This is a genomic window from Flavobacterium sp. B114r, assembly GCF_056824125.1.
This window is the reverse complement of sequence record NZ_CP124858.1, coordinates 3,558,173-3,576,539: the sequence shown is the minus strand read 5'-3', so window position 1 is coordinate 3,576,539 and position 18,367 is coordinate 3,558,173. Positions and strand designations below refer to the sequence as shown.

10 protein-coding genes are annotated in these 18,367 nt (G+C 37.7%); 6 read left to right on the top strand and 4 right to left on the bottom strand.

Translation table 11 applies throughout. The annotated features are described in order from the left end of the window. Positions 1-47 precede the first annotated feature (47 nt). The 3 genes from QLQ94_RS15285 to QLQ94_RS15275 form a co-directional block, all read right to left on the bottom strand. Complete coding sequence (locus QLQ94_RS15285; RefSeq protein ID WP_482497667.1) at positions 48-1,178, bottom strand: efflux RND transporter periplasmic adaptor subunit; 1,131 nt, start codon at positions 1,176-1,178, stop codon at positions 48-50. A 4-nt stretch (positions 1,179-1,182) separates the two neighbouring features. Then, the gene (locus QLQ94_RS15280) at positions 1,183-5,562 is read right to left on the bottom strand and encodes a CusA/CzcA family heavy metal efflux RND transporter (protein ID WP_482499984.1); all 4,380 of its coding nucleotides are present in this window, start codon (positions 5,560-5,562) and stop codon (positions 1,183-1,185) included. An 86-nt stretch (positions 5,563-5,648) separates the two neighbouring features. After that, on the bottom strand, positions 5,649-5,951 hold the full coding sequence (locus tag QLQ94_RS15275) for a hypothetical protein (protein WP_271336067.1): 303 nt from the start codon (positions 5,949-5,951) through the stop codon (positions 5,649-5,651). Between the two features lie 408 nt (positions 5,952-6,359). Between QLQ94_RS15275 and QLQ94_RS15270 the strand changes: the two genes are divergently transcribed. From QLQ94_RS15270 to QLQ94_RS15250, 5 genes are all read left to right on the top strand, one after another. After that, entirely contained in the window at positions 6,360-6,749 is a 390-nt protein-coding gene (locus QLQ94_RS15270; RefSeq protein ID WP_482497665.1) for a hypothetical protein, read from the top strand. 170 nt (positions 6,750-6,919) lie between these two features. Beyond that, entirely contained in the window at positions 6,920-7,234 is a 315-nt protein-coding gene (locus tag QLQ94_RS15265) for a hypothetical protein (RefSeq protein ID WP_482497663.1), read from the top strand. A gap of 4 nt (positions 7,235-7,238) precedes the next feature. Further along, positions 7,239-7,742: a DUF2231 domain-containing protein gene (locus QLQ94_RS15260; RefSeq protein ID WP_482497661.1), complete on the top strand. Its 504-nt coding sequence runs from the start codon at positions 7,239-7,241 to the stop codon at positions 7,740-7,742. A 37-nt stretch (positions 7,743-7,779) separates the two neighbouring features. Continuing rightward, positions 7,780-8,658, top strand: a complete 879-nt coding sequence (locus QLQ94_RS15255; protein WP_482497659.1) for a cation diffusion facilitator family transporter — start codon at positions 7,780-7,782, stop codon at positions 8,656-8,658. 772 nt (positions 8,659-9,430) lie between these two features. Then, entirely contained in the window at positions 9,431-9,985 is a 555-nt protein-coding gene (locus QLQ94_RS15250) for a phage tail protein (RefSeq protein ID WP_482497657.1), read from the top strand. Here QLQ94_RS15250 and QLQ94_RS15245 read toward each other — a convergent pair. After that, positions 9,982-10,998 carry an SAM-dependent methyltransferase gene (locus tag QLQ94_RS15245; protein ID WP_482497656.1) on the bottom strand — a complete coding sequence of 339 codons (1,017 nt, stop codon included), beginning with the start codon at positions 10,996-10,998 and terminating at the stop codon, positions 9,982-9,984. The two genes, QLQ94_RS15250 and QLQ94_RS15245, sit on opposite strands and share 4 nt — an antisense overlap. A gap of 94 nt (positions 10,999-11,092) precedes the next feature. Between QLQ94_RS15245 and QLQ94_RS15240 the strand changes: the two genes are divergently transcribed. After that, entirely contained in the window at positions 11,093-18,340 is a 7,248-nt protein-coding gene (locus QLQ94_RS15240) for a T9SS type A sorting domain-containing protein (RefSeq protein WP_482497655.1), read from the top strand. Positions 18,341-18,367: the final 27 nt, after the last annotated feature.

Genomic DNA, 18,367 nt, shown 5'->3' with positions numbered 1-18,367 from the left:
ATAGCATTAAAACTATTCCCCCTTTCACAATTAACTAAACTAAACTTTTATTGATCTCCACCGTTCATAAAAGTCATCAAAAGTGTGTAAGCATTTTTTGTTACAATTTTTGATGATGCATTTATCAATGAAGATTTTATCTGACGGTACCCTTCGCTTGCCGTTCCGGGTTCTACTGCCACCATTTTATAATTATTATTCCCGGTCGCAGCAAAAACAAAAAACTTGCCTTGCCATCTTACCACTGCATCTTCCGGAACTGTAATGGCTTTTTCATTTTCAATTTCTGCTTCAGCATTGATAAAAAGCCCCGGAATTAATGAGCTGTCGTATTTATTTACCCTACAAATAACTTCTGCCGCACGATCATCGTTAAGGCTCTTGTTGATATAAGAAATCTTTGCGCTATATCTCTTTTTGGGATTGGCATTAGAAAAAGCAGTTACAGTTTGTCCAACCGAAAGCAAATGAATGTCTTTCTCGAAAGCATTCATTACAAGAACAATGTCGCTCATATCCATCAATTCAAAAAGCATATCTGTTGGTGCCATATATTTACCAACGTTTACATTTACTTTAGAAACCAACCCATTTATAGGCGAAACGATAGCAACCGTTTTACTAATGTTCGAAGCTGTAAGCGTTTTTACATTAATATTCAGTAAGGCTAATTTCTGTGCCAATGATGACATATAAATACGTTGAGTCTGCATTTCTGTTGCTGTCTGCTCAAACAATTTGTCACTGCTTGCTTTTTTTGCATTCAGTTCTTTTTGCCTGTCGTATTCGCTTTTAGCCAATTGAAATTTCTCTTTCGCCGTAAGATAATCCTGTTGCAGTTGTATGTACTGCATGTCCTCAAGTACAGCCAATAACTGACCTTTTTTAACATGCATTCCAGCCATTAAATCAGTTTTTCTGATATAGCCGCCAAGCGGAATACTAACTGTAACTACGCTTTTTGGCGGTACCGTTACCGTTCCCTGAAGCTGCAATATTCCTTTTACATTTCGTTCTTCGGGATTACCCACAATCAGTCCTGCATTCCTGACCTGCTCAGGGCTTAACTGGATACTTTCTTGTTGTTTTGTTTCTGTTTTACTTTCTTGTTCTTTTTTATCTGCTTTACAGGAAACCAGAAGTAAAAGACCTAAAATTGTGATGATATATGTTTTCATTATATTATAAATTATTAAGGGTTTGCAGACTTATGATTGCTTTGTTGTAATCATTAACCCTGTCCAGATATTCATTTTTGATGGTAATGGCCTGATTGACTACCAACACCCATTGCAGATAATCTATATCTCCGTTTTCTAATTGACTGTTGGCGGCATCGATAATAACCGATGCGTTTTTGAGTCCCTCGTTTTCATAATAATTCAGGCTTTCTTTATATTTTTCGACTTCGCTTACAGCATTTTCAATTTCTGTTGTCATTTCGATTTTCGTCGTTTCTGTCATCATTTTATAATTCTCATATTCAATTTTGGCGGCTTTGTTACGGGATGACTGACTCGAAAAAAACAACGGAACTGATACTCCAAGATTTACATAACTAAACCTGTGGCTGCTGCCATAATAAACTTCTTGTCCGGTCGAACTGGTTTGCGCTCCAATAATACTCAGGTTGTTATATCCTACAGTAATGTCCGGCATCATTTTGGCCTGTTCAGTTTTCCACTTCCATTTGGCAGCTTCGGCTTCATGATTAGAAAGTTGTATCTGAGGAAGCTCAGCAGTATTTGCCTTTTCGTTTAACGAAAGAGTAAAATCGTTCTTGATATTGCTCGCTGACGGAACGTGAATTATACTATCCTGAAGAATGGTATTAAAGGACTTCAGCGTAATAGCAATGTCTTTATTGACCATTGTAAGCTGATTGGTATAAAATTGCCTTGCTGATTGCGAAGCGCTTTTCTCTAATACATTTGTTTCTCCTGCCTTGTAACGCAAATCTGATTTTTGCTCCATTAATCTGTAGATAGAATCGGCGTAAGCCAACAATTCTTTTTTACTGTTGAGCCAGATATAATAATAAAACAGGTTTCTTACATTTGACTTGATCTGTTGTGCCGTTAATTGCGATACTGCTTTTGCGGCATTATAGTTTTCCTGCAAAGCTTTCTTCTGATTGCTATACAAAGTTGGAAAAGCAAAAGTCTGGCTCACGCCAAAACGGGTATCATTGACCCCGCTGTTAAACTGACCATAATCAGCATCTATAGCTAATTTGGGAATGTCATAAGCTGATTTTTGCAATTGTTCTTTTGATTGTTCGTTCAGTCGGGCAGATTTTACCCTTTTATTATTCTGAATGGCTATCGATAACGATTCATCAAGAGATATCGACGTTTGTTGTGCCTGGGCTGAAGCAGTGATAAATAAAGCAACAAGCAATAAAGTCAGTTTATCCATATTATGTTTTTTAATTTGTTTCGAAAATACTTTAGTATGGTACGTCATTAAATAAATCGCCGGAAGTACAAATAAGGTTAGCAAAGTTGCTGTTATCAATCCGCCAATCACTACTGTTGCCAGTGGGCGCTGTACCTCTGCTCCTGCTCCGTTACTCAAAGCCATTGGCAAAAATCCTAACGAGGCTACGGCAGCAGTCATTAATACAGGACGAAGCCTGTTTTTTGTTCCTGTAATAATAATTTGCAGTGGATCTGTAATTTCTCCGTGTTTCTGTATTCGGTTGAATTCAGATATTAAAACAATTCCGTTTAAAACCGCTACACCAAACAGTGCAATAAAACCAACTCCGGCAGAAATACTAAAAGGCATATCACGTAAGGCAAGTCCAAAAACACCACCAATTGCTGATAACGGAATTGCGGTAAAAATGATAATTCCTTCCTTAAGAGACCTGAAAGCAAAGTACAATAATGCCAGAATCATGAGTAAAGCTGCGGGAACGGCAACACCAAGACGTGCTTTTGCTTGTTGAAGATTTTCGAAAGTACCTCCATAAGTAATATAATATCCCGGATCGAACTTGATCTGACTGTTGACCTTTTTCTGTAATTCTTCGACAATCGATTCTACATCGCGTCCTCTGACATTAAAACCAACAATAATTCTTCGTTTGGCATCTTCACGCTGAATTTGGTTGGGGCCTTCTATTTCTTTTACAGAGGCAACCTGATAAAGCGGAATCTGCATTCCGGAACGGGTTGAGATTAAGAGATTACGAACATCAGAAATATCTTTTCGTCCACTTGCTTCTACCCTTACCACCATATCAAAGCGTTTTTCTCCTTCGTAAATACTTCCTGCCACGGCTCCGGCAAAAGCAGCATTTACGGTTTGGTTGATATCAGAGACATAAATACCGTATTTCGCCATTTCGGCCCAATCATAATCAATTACGATTTGGGGCATTCCGGTTACTTTTTCTACATACAGATCGGTTGCACCTTCGACGGTTTTACTTATTGCGCCTAATTGCTCTGCATATTGGGCTAATTTATCAAGATCTTCTCCGTAAATTTTACAAACTAAATCCTGTTTTGCTCCCGTCATCAATTCATTAAAACGCATTTGCACCGGAAACTGAAAACCGGTTGTAACTCCCGGAGCCACTTCTTTTACCGTTTCAGTCATTTTATCCGCCAGTTCCGGAAAAGATGAAGCACTTGTCCATTCAGATTTATCCTTTAGAACAATAATCATATCACCGCCTTCAATAGGCATTGGATCAGTAGGAATCTCGGCACTACCAATTCTCGAAACTATTTTTTCGACTTCAGGATATTTACTCTTAAGGGCTGATGAAATTTTCTGAATTGTTTCTGTTGTAGTCGAAAGATTGGTTCCTAACAACAAACGGGTTTCTACTGCAAAATCTCCTTCTTCGAGTTGTGGAATAAACTCACCTCCCATTTGACTGAATAATAAAGAGGCAATTCCGAATAAAACAAATGCCGAAATAACAATCCCTTTTCTGACTTTTAATGCTTTAGACAACCAGATTTCATAATAGAATTCTAATTTGGCCATAATTCTGTCCGAAATATTCGGCTTATGGTTCACTTTTTTACTGATGAATAAAGAACTTACCATTGGCACATAAGTAAGCGATAAAATGAAAGCTCCTAAAATGGCAAAGGCAACAGTTTGCGCCATTGGTTTGAACATTTTACCTTCGATTCCTTCTAATGATAATATCGGAAGATACACGATCAGGATAATGATTTGTCCAAAAACAGCAGCGTTCATCATTCGGCCAGCTGAACCTGTAACTTCTTTATCCATTTCGTCTTGCGAAATAGTATCAATTCCTTTGTATTTTTTGGCACTGTGAAGATGGTGCAATATGGCTTCGACAATAATGACGGCGCCATCGACTATCAACCCAAAATCAAGGGCTCCAAGACTCATCAGGTTTCCGCTTACGCCAAAAGTGTTCATCATAATAATAGCAAACAACATCGCTAACGGAATGACAGAAGCCACGATAAATCCGGCTCTTAAATTACCAAGAAAAAGCACTAATACCAAAACCACAATCAAGGCACCTTCGATCAGGTTTTTCTGTACGGTGCCAATGGCATTATCAACCATTTTGGTACGATCCAGAAATGGTTCTATTTTTAGACCTTTTGGTAAGATCTTTTCTATTTCGGCAACACGTTTTTTGACATTTACAATAACATTATTGGCATTTTCACCCTTCAGCATCATTACGATTCCACCAACAGATTCGCCAATATCATCCGTCGTTAAAGCTCCGTAACGTATAGCCGAAGACATTTTTACCTCAGCGATATCTTTGATCAGGATTGGTGTTCCTGCCTGGGTATTTTTTACGATAATATTCTGGATGTCCTTAATGTTTCGGGTCAATCCTACACTTCGGATATATAGTACGGTTGGTCCTTTTTCTATATAAGCACCTCCGGTATTTTCGTTATTACTGCTTAATGCTGTAAAAACCTCTTTTATGGTAAGGTTTTGCGCTTTTAATCGTGACGGATTTACGGCAATTTCATATTGTTTTAGCTTTCCGCCAAAAGTGGCTACATCAGCAATTCCGGGAGTTCCCAAAAGCTGTCTTCGAATCGTCCAGTCTTGAATCGTACGAAGATCTTCCAGAGAATATTTAGTTTCATAGCCCGGCTGTGGTTTTAGCACATATTGATAAATTTCGCCTAATCCTGTAGTTGCCGGCGCCATTTCAGGAATACTGGCATTTTCTGCGATTTCTACTTTTTGCAAACGTTCTGATACTTGCTGACGTGCCCAATACACATCTGTATCATCTGCAAAAACAATAGTGACAAGCGAAAGTCCAAAACGAGAAATACTGCGGCTTTCCTTAAGTTGTGGGATATTGCTAATCGCCTGTTCTATCGGGAAAGTGATTAAACGTTCTACATCTTCTGCTCCCAGAGACGGAGCCGTTGTAATAATCTGAACCTGATTGTTGGTGATGTCAGGAACGGCATCAATTGGTAAACGGGTAACTTCAAACACGCCATAGATGATCCAAAGCAAGGTGAAAACGCCAATTACCAGTTTATTTTTAACTGAGAACTGAATGATCTTATTAAGCATAATATGATTTAATTTTTTTGAAATTATAATGTCATGATCAAAACATACAAATGCCATGATCACAATAAAAATTTTAGAAAATTAAATTATGCTATAGGAGGTCTGAATACCGAAAATAATGCGGGATTTGAATACAAATTAGATGTATAGGGAATAATCCTAAACTCAGAAAATCCGATATTGAAAGGGATATAAAATGCAGGTTTGTCTGCAGGTACAAAAACAAGTTGAAACGAGGCACTTGAAATATGCTTAAAAGGAAGCTGCATATCGCGATCTGTATCATTATCATTTAAATCTTCTCCCCAATAATGCATCTCCAGAAAATCGATAAAACTCACGTTTTGCCTTTGCTGATGTTCATTATAATGCTCAATTAATATTGGCAATTTATAAAACTGCTGAAAGAACCCAATATTGGATACGATTAGAAAAATGAATATGTAGATAATACCTTTTCGCACTTCACAAATTTAGTCGATGTCATAAAATAATCCCTTATCCTAAGCAATATCTAAGGAAGTTTTGTCATTTTGCAGCAATAAACAAATAGAAATTTAATTTAACCCATTAATTATTATAAAATACTGAAGTCTTGTTAATTTTGAAATTATTTTTAACAGTACTTTTTTTATTTATGACTGATTTTATATTTTACAAGTATTAATCCAGTTGTGATTGAAATGCTGGTAAGTCTTTATTTTTGTTTGATTACTGCAATCGTAAACATGGTAATTAAATAAATTCTAATAAATTCATACTGTAATAATTCGGTACTATTTTAGTTATATTTGTAAATGAGCAAATTTTTAATTTACATATTAATACTGCTACTTAATGTAAATAATCTTTTTTTCCAGCAACTTATCAAACTTCCGGTTTTATTTCAGCATTACACGGAACACAAACAAAATGATGAGCAAATTGGAATCTTGGATTTTTTATCCATGCACTATTTAGGTAAGGATATCAAGGATAATGATGACCTTAGAGATAGTCAGCTTCCATTTAAATCTATAAAATTTCATCACACAATTGCCTTTACATTCGTTATTCCCCAAGAAACTACGGCATTATTTTCAGTACCTTATATTCATATCGAAAAAATGAGCTCGAAGATTAAAAATCTGTATTCAGTTGCTCATTTAAAAATGGTATTCAGACCACCACTTTCCGTGACTGCTTAATTATTATAATAGCTTCTTACTTCTTTTTTATTAGATGAAGTAAAGTAGTTTATTCTAATACATTATATTTTAAGAACACATCAAATTATTTATTACAAGACTTTTACAACTCGACTACCGCAGTTGTAAGAGCGATATTTTCTATATATTAATTACTAAATTTTTACATTATGAAAAAAGCAATTGTATTATTCGCATTTATGGCATCGGCTATTTTAACCTCTTGTGGCGAAAACAAGAAAACAGATATTGTTGAATCCGGAACTTATAAAGGTACTGCAGAAGAAGTCGACAAAGACGAAAAGGAAATTTACGTTAGAACTCCTGACAATAAATTACTTGAATTGTACTTTACCGATAAAACAACACTGACAAAAGCAGGGGCTCCGGCCGAATTTGATGAATTAAAACAAGGTGGTCAGGTTGAAGTTACGGTAGAGAAAAAAGGAAACAAACTAGAGCCAATTTCGGTTAGTATTCTGTAATAAGATGAATGAGCTACCATCACTTTGGAGAACTGAACTTTGGCATCCGCTCATGGTTCATTTACCAATTGTAACCCTACTGCTGGCAACAGCGGCAGGGTTATTACAATTATTTATAATAAAATCGACGGTTCATGCCTTATTTTTAAAACAAATCACTTTTGTAATGCTGCTACTGGGCGTCTTAGGCGGATGGCTTGCTATTTACACAGGGCAATTGGCCTATAATATTGAAGTAAGGAAAATATGTGATCCTCAACCGCTTCAAAGTCATCAATGGTGGAGTTATGTTTCTATAATAATCTTTACATTTGCATTATTAATCTTACTTATTAAAAAGTACTTCAATTTAGTTTTCATAAATTATTTAAGAGTAATCACCTCAATCCTGCTTTTAATGGGAGGTTGTGCTTTACTCTATACAGGTCACTTAGGTGCTTCTATAGTGTATCAGCAAGGAGCTGGAACTTATAAACCTTCTGCTGATTGCCATGAATTTGAAAAGTAAGACAACACCAGAATACAAATGTTATAAAAAATAAACAATGACAAATGAACAAACAGCAGTAAAGGCTACTTATTTTAGTATCATTAGCAATATTATACTTGCTATAATAAAAGGAATAGCGGGTGTTTTGGGTAATTCTTATGCCTTAATTGCAGATGCCATCGAATCTACTGCCGATATATTTTCTTCTTGTCTGGTTCTTTTTGGAATAAAATATGCCAACAGACCCGCAGATAAAAACCATCCGTACGGACACGGAAGAGCCGAACCTTTAGTTACTTTTATGGTAGTGGGATTTTTGATTATATCGGCAACCATTATAGCCTACGAAAGTATTGACAATATTGGTACACCACACGAATTACCAAAATCGTGGACACTGATTCTATTGGCTGCATTAATTGTATGGAAAGAAATCTCTTTTAGAATGGTGATGAAAAAAGCGATTGAAACTAATAGTTCTTCTCTAAAAGCAGATGCCTGGCACCATAGAAGCGACGCTATTACATCAGTTGCTGCATTTATAGGGATCTCAATTGCTTTAATTATGGGCAAAGGATACGAATTTGCAGATGACTGGGCAGCTTTATTTGCCGCCGGTTTTATTTTATACAACAGTTACAAAATTTTCAGGCCCGCACTGGGCGAAATCATGGATGAATATGTCTATGATGATTTAGTGGAAGTAATTAGGGTTGAATCTCTAAAAGTAAAAGGGATTCTGGGTACTGAGAAATGTTTTATTAGGAAAGCCGGTATGAAATATCACGTTGATCTTCATGCCATTGTAGATGGTACTATCTCAGTAACTGAAGGACATGATCTTGCACATCGACTTCAGGATGCCTTACATCAAAACATACCTGAGTTAGGTCATATCCTTATTCATATCGAACCGGATGTATATCGGGAGTAGAAATTCTATATGAAGAAAAGCAAATAAGTCATTTCTTGAAAAGTGTCAAATCTAAAACGATTTGGCACTTTTTTTTAGTGATACTTTTATCTATACATTTTATATTCTTTTAGTCCTGTACAAAATTTAAGATTATAGTCGCAAAACGAATGCATACGGGCTTAAAGAGTTCCTGTTTGCTCACTCTCTTTTTACAAATCAGTTAAAAACAAGAATAAACTTTAACAAAAACACTGTCTTACAGATAGTTGCATTATATTTTTACGTAAATTTATTCTGTCAAATAAATAAAGCATATCTCACTACAAGCCTTAAAGACATCCTTCAAACTAAAATTCTCTATAAAGTTCTCAATCTGATTGAAAAATGGGAAGCTTATTCAAACATCATCAATTAAAATTAATCTGACACTAAAAAGTGATTTCATGACAAGAAAAAGCCCTTTCATAACATCTCTTTCTTGTCTTTGCCAATAGATCTATACTTTTAAATCATATTGCAAAAACTAAATAACCAAAAATGAAAAAGTGAGTTGTTACCTGATAGTATTGTGGTCTGACCATAGTATCTAATGTTGTGGGATTTTCGTTTTTTGATAGTTTTTATTTTAAAATTTTTCACAGGTATTAAAAACAGATAAATACCTATACACTAATATCTTATATAAAATAACTTAGCATTATATTAAAAACTGTCATAACCTGTTTTGTAATACAAATAGGCTGAATACAAAAACCAAATCTAATCATTAACTACTTTAACACTTTAAATTATGGACGAGTTCATTGGAATTGTAAAACTTTTTGCAGGAAATTTTGCGCCTAGAGGCTGGGCTTTTTGTAACGGACAATTATTGTCTATTACAACAAATCAAGCTTTATTTGCTATTTTGGGAACAACTTATGGAGGTAATGGTCAAACGACTTTTGCATTGCCTAATCTTCAGGGTGCAACAGCTGTTGGAGCTGGAACTGGTAGTGGGGCAACCTACGTTCTGGGACAAGCTGCAGGTACACCAAATGTTTCTATTTTAACGAGCAACTTACCTGCGCACGTTCACGCGGGACCTGGTAAAATCTCTGTGAGCGCATCGAATGCAACAGATGCAACACCTGTCACCGGAGCATCAATAGCTGTTCCCGGATCAATAATATCCAGAGTTTTTACTCCAACATTAGGATATGCAACTGCCACTCCAAGTGTCGATTTAACAAGTAATATTACCACTGGTTTAACAGGTAGCAACATTCCTATATCAGTAATGCAGCCATATGTTGCTTTATCATATATAATTTGCTTAGAAGGTGTTTTTCCTACAAGAAATTAATTGGTAGCCATCTTTACATCATACGACCACTTTGGCATATCGCTAAAGTCGTAAATTAATTGAATTTCAGCATATTCCGCAAGACTGTAAATAGAAACTACGCAATAAGGGTTTGTTATATAGGACTCAGCCGTTTTTAATTCGATGTCTTCAAATATCTTGATTTCAGTAAAAATACAAACATCAGGATAATTGCTAAAGTCAGCTGGCAGATTATAGAAGTTGCTTTCCAATTTTAAATCATGTTGTCTGTCAGCAAAAAGTTCTTTGCTTATTGTAAATAATCTATCAACAAATACCTTATGAGGATAGGGCTGCATTTGATTGTAGCCCTTTACCTTATTTTTAGTACTGAGCGATGGCTCATAATCAAAGAAAGTATATGCGAAATCAATTCTTATCTCTTCCGGAATTAATATTCCATGAGCAGGTAATTGCGAAACAATGTTTCGTGTGATCGCTACTTGTGGTTCACGGGTAAGACCGTAATGCATCGTTTCGGAAATTGCTAAATCTATTGTAAACTCCTGAGGTTTGATATAAGTGACGGCATCAGCTTCTATTAATTGTAATGAATAATCATTAAGGCCTGTAACTGATAAAATTTGACGTACAGATGCTATTGAAGAAATATTGATATCTAATAAAATAGCATTAATTCTATCTTTATTAAACAAGGTAAGTAAAGGAAGAATTAATGTTGCATAAGGGCCACAACCTGCATAAAGAACATTGATACTTCTCTCAGGAAAATCGTTACTCAGTTTTATTAAAGCTTTATAAATACCCTTTATATAATATATAGTACGCAAATAGTCGTCTACACAGTCTGCGGCACCTGAACTGGATAAAGCAACGCCTCCTTTTATAAAAGTTTCGTTGTTTTCATCACGGTTAATTACAGCAATTTTGCTATAAAAGCCGGAAAGATTTTGGGCGCATTTTACATGTTCATCAACAGTATTTGATGCAATGATAGATTGAACAATAATTTTAAGTTCTTGTTTATGCATAATATTCAACTTTAAGTATAGCTTTTGAAGTTAGAAATATAAACTAAAAATAAATGCAAGAATACAAAAATGATAAATCTAATATCAGTACATTATGAAAAAACTTTACGTACTATTCATTCTTCTGTTTTTTACGATGCAGCAACTAGCTGCACAAACACTTGAAACATTTGAGAGTTTCACTCCAAATCTGCCGACTTTTACAAGTAGTGGGAAAACCTTTAATTTGAGTTCACCATTTGGCTTCACAGTCGTTACTTTTTCAGCCTTGGGATATAACCAAAGTAGTAAATTTATACAGGTGGCAAATCCGGCAGGATCTTATGGCCAAACTGGAACTATTAACGCGGCAAGCGGTAATTTCAAACTCAACAACTTATGGTTTTTTGTATCCGGAAACGCTAGTGCAAGTCCTGGAGTTACCAATGGCGGAGGAGCAGGATCAATTACTTTCAGAGGTAAACTTGCGGGCGCTACACAATTTACTGTTGTAAAAAATACAACGGGTACTAATACAGGATTAGCTCTGCCAGGCAATGGATTCTTCCTAATTAATTTTGCTACTGAAGGAGGCGTAGATAATACTAACTTCAGCATTGATCAGCTTGAAATTCAATTGAGCAGCAATTACGATTATTTCGCTATTGACAATTTTGGGTGGACTAATGTTGTGGCAACAGCTCCAACAGTTACAACAACTGCAGCTACAAATGTTGGTGCATTAAAAGCTACAGTAGGTGGTAATGTAACTACAGACGGTGGAGGGACCGTAACTGAACGTGGTATCGTTTGGGGATTAACTGCTAATCCGACAACATCAGGAAATAAAATACAAATTGGGACAGGCAGTGGAGTATTCAGCGCTCTTTCTTCTTTTCCATCAGGAACAACAATAAATTATAGGGCTTACGCTATAAACTCCGCGGGTACTTCTTATGGTGCCAACATGACTTTTACTACCGGAGCACCTCTTACAGCTACTCAGTCTCAAACAAATGTAACCTGTCTTGAAGGGAGTGACGGAACCGCAACCGTAACGCCGTCAGGAGGCGCAACACCTTATACCTATTCATGGACTACAGGAGCAACAACAGCTTCTGTTACAGGTCTTACTGCAGGAACTTATACTGCTTTGATTACGGATAATGAGGGAACATCAATATCAAAAAGCTTTATAATTGACCAGGCCTCAGGAAGTATTATAAGCATTATCGGAAATCCGCCTAACAGAACCATTTGTACCGGATCTAATACAACATTTAGTGCTACTGCTGTAAATGCTGTTACGTATCAATGGCAGGTTAATACAGGAAGTGCTTATACTAATATAACCAACGGAGGAGTTTATTCTAACGCTACTACTACTACTTTAACCATTACGGGAGCTACGGCCGGAATGAGTGGTTATACCTATAGGTTTGTAGCCTCAGGACCATGTTCGCCAAGTGCAACATCAAATGGAGGAATATTGACCATTTCTAACGTAACTACCAGCATCACCCAACAAATAAATGTTAGCTGTTTTGGGGGCAGCAATGGTTCAGCTACTCTTTCTGCTTCCGGAGGGATAGCTCCTTATACTTATTCATGGTCTCCTACGGGAGGTACAGCAGCAACAGCATCCGGATTAGCAGCGGGAACCTATACAGTTACCGTTACAGATAATATTTTATGTACTAAAACACAAACTGTTACTATTACGCAACCTTTAGCAGTACTAAGCGCTACAGGAACTACTACACCAGTGTCCTGTTTTGGAGGATCGAACGGTACAGCCACAGTAACAGCCACAGGAGGTTCGCCTACTTATTCTTATTTATGGTCTAATGGGTCTACATTAGCTACTGCATCAGGATTAACAGCAGGAACTTACAGCGTGACTATTACGGATGCGAATTCCTGTACAAGAACTATAAACAATATTATTGTAGGAGGACCTACTATTGTTCTTAACGGAACTACTTCTTCTACTCCGGTTTCCTGTTTTGGGGGGTCTAATGGTACAGCTACTGTTACAGCAACAGGAGGTACACCCGGATATACGTACTCATGGTCTCCATCCGGAGGTACAGGAGCAACAGCATCAGGACTTACAGCAGGAACTTATAATGTAACTATAACAGATGCTAATTCTTGTACATCAACTAGAAGCATTATTGTAGGCGGGCCTTCAGCTACTCTTAACGGTACTTTTGCTACAACACCTGTTAGCTGTAACGGAGGGTCTAACGGTACTGCTACTGTTACACCTACAGGAGGAACACCTAACTATACATACTTATGGTCTAATGGAGCTACAACAGCTACTATAACCGGACTAACAGCAGGAAATTATAGTGTTACTATTACTGATGCTAAAACTTGTTCTTACATTACAGGCAACATTGCAGTAACACAACCAACAGTAATTAATCCTAACGCTACACAAACAAATGTTAGTTGTAATGGAGGTTCTAACGGATCAGCAACTGTTGCACCCACAGGAGGTGCAGGATCTTATACTTATCTTTGGTCAAACGGTGCTACAACAAGTTTTGTTACTGGTCTTACTCAGGGAAATTATAGTGTTACTATTACAGATACCAATTCTTGTCCACTTACACAAAATTTCAACATAACACAACCTACTGTATTAACAGCTTCTCAAGGAACTATTAATAATGTAAGTTGTAATGGAGGATCTAATGGATCCGCGAGTGTTGCTGTTTCCGGAGGAACTGGGCTTTATACTTATTCATGGGCGCCATCTGGAGGTACAGGTGCTACAGCAAGTGGTCTTACACAGGGTACTTATATAGTAACCGTTAAAGATGCCAATCTGTGCCAAACTACACAAAGTTTTACTATTACGGAACCTGCACGATTTGTTGTAACAACAGGACAAACAAACATATCGTGTAATGGAGCTGCAACGGGAGTTGCAATTGTAAATGTAACAGGTGGAGCAGGCAACTACTCTTACTCATGGTCACCTACAGGTGGCACTGCTGCAACGGCTTCAGGACTAACGGCAGGAAATTATATCGTTACAATTACGGATCAGAACACATGCTCAGTAGCCATACCTTTTACTTTATCAGAACCTTCGCGACTACTCGCAACGCCGGGATCAACTACTAATATACTTTGCAATGGTGGTGCTACAGGATCTGCTACTGTAAATGTAACAGGCGGAACAGGTTTATACACCTACTCATGGGCTCCATCCGGAGGTACTGCGGCGACAGCCTCAGGCCTAACGGCAGGAACTTATACTGTAACCGTTACGGATGGTAACTTATGTACGACGACTCAAAGCTTTACAATTACACAACCGACAGCAGCTCTTTCTGCAGTCACAGCTTCATCAGGAGTTAGTTGTTTTGGAGGAAGTAACGGAACTGCAAGCGTAACAGTTTCGGGAGGAACTCCAACATACACCTATTCATGGTTTCCAATGGGAGGTTTCACAGCTTCTATTTCAGGCAGACCAGCAGGAGATTACACCTGTACGATTACTGATGCTAACGGATGTACATTGGTTAAAACCATAACAATTTCGACTCCTTCGCAATTATCTGTAACAACTTCTAAAACAAATGTTTCCTGTAATGGAGGAACTAATGGTACAGCAACAGTTATCGCATTAGGAGGAACATCAGGATACACATATTCATGGGCTCCAAGTGGCGGAACTGCAGCAACTGCAACAGGGCTTGCTGCCGGAACGTATACCGTAACTGTTAAAGATCGTAACACATGTCAGACTACAGCAACTGTTACTATAGGTGAGCCTGCAGTTTTAGCAGCAATATCTTCTAAAACAAACGTTTCATGTAATGGTGGAGCTACCGGAACTGCTACCGTAACAATTAGTGGTGGAACAGCAGGATACACCTATTCATGGTCGCCTTCAGGAGGTAATACAGCAAAAGCAACGGGATTAACAGCGGGAAACTATAGCTGTCTAGTTACAGATGCTAATGGATGTTCTGTGACTGAGAATTTTACTATTTTTCAACCTTCAGTCTTATCTGCTACAACGACCAAAACAAATGCAACTTGTATCTTAGGAGGTCGGGCAACAGCAAGTGTTACTGGTGGTACATTACCATATGAGTATTTGTGGGCACCATCTGGAGGTACCGCAGCAACCGCAACAGGATTATCTGCAGGCGATTATACAGTTACAATTACAGATGGTAACGGTTGTACAACAGCTCAAAATATTACAATCGACACAACAAATACGCTAGTTGCTACAACATTACAGACTGATGTTTTATGCAACGGAGCAAATACAGGCTCTGCTACCGTAGTGCCGTCAAGTGCCCCGGGTGCTTTTACCTATGTATGGTCACCTTCAGGAGGCAATGCAGCAACAGCCAGCAATTTAACTGCTGGTAATTATAGTGTAACGATAACATCTGCTAATGGTTGTTCAATTGTAAAAAACTTTACTATTACTGAACCAACGCCACTTGTAGTTACTCCAGCTCAAACCAATCTAATTTGCAATGGCGGAACTAACGGATCAGCTTCTGTAATTGTAACCGGAGGAACCGGAGCTTATACTTATTTATGGGCACCAACCGGAGGTACTGCCTCTATTGCAACAGGACTAAGTGCAGGAACCTATACGGTAACAATAAAAGATGCCAATTTATGTCAGACAACGCAAAGTATTACTATTACAGAACCTGCTGCACTTACGGCTTCAGTTATATCAACAAACGTAAATTGTAACGGAGCAAATAATGGTGCTGCAACCGTAACTGCAACCGGAGGAACCGGAGCTTATACTTATTTATGGTCGCCTACAGGAGGATCTGCAGATACAACAACAGGATTGTCTCCCGGTAATTATACCGTAACAATTACAGATGCAAATAACTGTAGTACAAGTGAAAACGTTTCTATAACTGAACCAGCTCAATTAACAGCATCTGTTGGATCTCAAACTGATGTTTCCTGCAACGGAGCAAATAACGGATCTGCAACAGTTAACGTTACCGGAGGAACTGGTGCTTATACATATGCATGGGCTCCATCAGGAGGAAGTGCAGATACAGCTTCAGGACTTAGTCCCGGAAATTATACCGTAACTGTAATGGATACCAATGGTTGTAGTACAACTCAAAACTTTACTATTGCTGAACCAGATCAATTAATTGCTTCTATAGGAAGTGAAATTAATGTTACTTGCAATGGCGGAACAAACGGATCAGCTTCTGTAACTGTAAGTGGAGGAACTGGTGCATATACTTATTTATGGGCACCAACCGGAGGTACTGCTCCTTTTGCAACAGGACTAAGTGCCGGAACTTATACTGTAACGGTAAAAGATGAAAACTTATGTCAAACGACACAAACTTTTACCATAACAGAATCTGCTGCACTTACTGCTACTACAACAACAACAAACGTAAATTGTAACGGAGCAAATAATGGTGCTGCAACCGTAACTGCAACCGGAGGAACCGGAGCTTATACTTATTTATGGTCGCCTTCAGGAGGATCTGCAGATACAGCAACAGGATTGTCTCCCGGTAATTATACCGTAACAATTACGGATGCAAATAACTGTAGTACAACTGAAAACGCTTCTATAACTGAACCAGCTCAATTAACTGCTGCGGTTACGCAAACAAATGTAACTTGTATTGGCTCAGCTGACGGATCTGCAACTGTTACTGCAACAGGCGGAACTGGTACTTATTCTTACGCATGGTCACCATCCGGAGGAACTGCAGCTACAGCGACAGGACTTGCTGCAGGAAATTATACAGCAACAATTACTGACGCTAACGGATGTCAAATAACAAATTCTGTTACTATAATAACAACCCCGGATGTTACGGCACCCGTTCCTGATGTAACAAATCTACCAGACATTACGAGTACTTGTTCGATTTTATCTTCTCAGATTCCAGTGCCAACAGCTACTGATAACTGTGCAGGAATTATAAATGGTACAACCACTGCCCCTTTAAACTACAATGATGTAGGAAGCTACATCATCAAATGGAGTTATGATGACGGTCAGGGAAACATTTCGACTCAGAATCAAACAATTAATGTAATAGCATCTCCATTAAGCCAGGTAACTTTTAGTGATTCAGCCTTTACTTATGATGGAAATATTCATGAATTAAAAGTCGCAAATTTTCCTGTTGGAGCTAACGTAACATATTCTGTTACACCAACTGCAAGTAGTGAAAACGGAGCAACTAATGCTGGTGTTTATACTGTTACCGCAATCGTATCTCCCCTAGCAAGTACGCCTAATTGTTCTGCGGTTACACTTACTGCTCAACTTACGATCAATAAGGCTGCACAACAAATTACTTTTGACGCAATACCTGCAAAAATTCTTGGAGCGATCAAAGACTTCAATTTAGAAGCTACGGCCAATTCAGGTTTGCCAATTCGTTACTCTTTTACATACACTTCTGCCCTGCCGCCTGCTAATGTTTCAGCAATTGGGTTAGTTAATATGTTAAGATCTGGTGACTTATTAATTACAGCACATCAGGATGGTAATGATAACTTTTTAGCTGCTCAGGCTGTCGATCAGCTTCTTGTTATCAAGAATAACGATATAACTATTGCGAAAATTATTATTGGAAACAAGGATTACCAAAATCCTGCCAAGGAAATCACGTATGTTATGAGTTGTGATGAAAACAACGTAAATGTTGCCATTCTAAACGAAACAAGTGCAATTATCACGCCTTCTGCCAATTTCACCATTACTACACCAAAACCGGGAATATACACTCAAAATGTAGTAGTTACTTCTCAGGATGGTACTGCAACGGCCAATTATACTTTAACTGTAGAAAAGCCATTTGGTTTTTATGACATCGTTCGTCAAAAATTCAATAACGTTCTTATTGTCAACAACAATCCGCAAACCAACGGTGGGTACGAATTTGTTTCTTACCAATGGTTTAAAAATGGACAACAAATAGGAACCGGTCAATATTATACAGCAGGAGATTCCGAGGGAAATACATTAGATCCATCAGCTGATTATAGCGCGAAAATGACGACTAAAGACGGAAAAGTCCTTGCTACATGTAGCGCTAAAATCACTACACAAAAATCAGTAGCAGCTAAGCTTTATCCTAACCCAATTCAGGCAGGAAAAGTGATTACTGTTGAGGCTGATTTTCCTAAAGAGGAACTGGCAAACATGCAAATAAGCCTCTATTCTGTTTCCGGACAATTGATAAAAACGCTGAAATCTTCATCAGTATTAACTGAAGTTCAGTTGCCAGATGCAGAAAGTAATATGTATGTGGTTGTTATTGAAACTGCCAATATCAAGAAAACACTAAAAGTAATTGTAAATAAATAAAATCTGCCAGTGCTATTTAAAAACAGC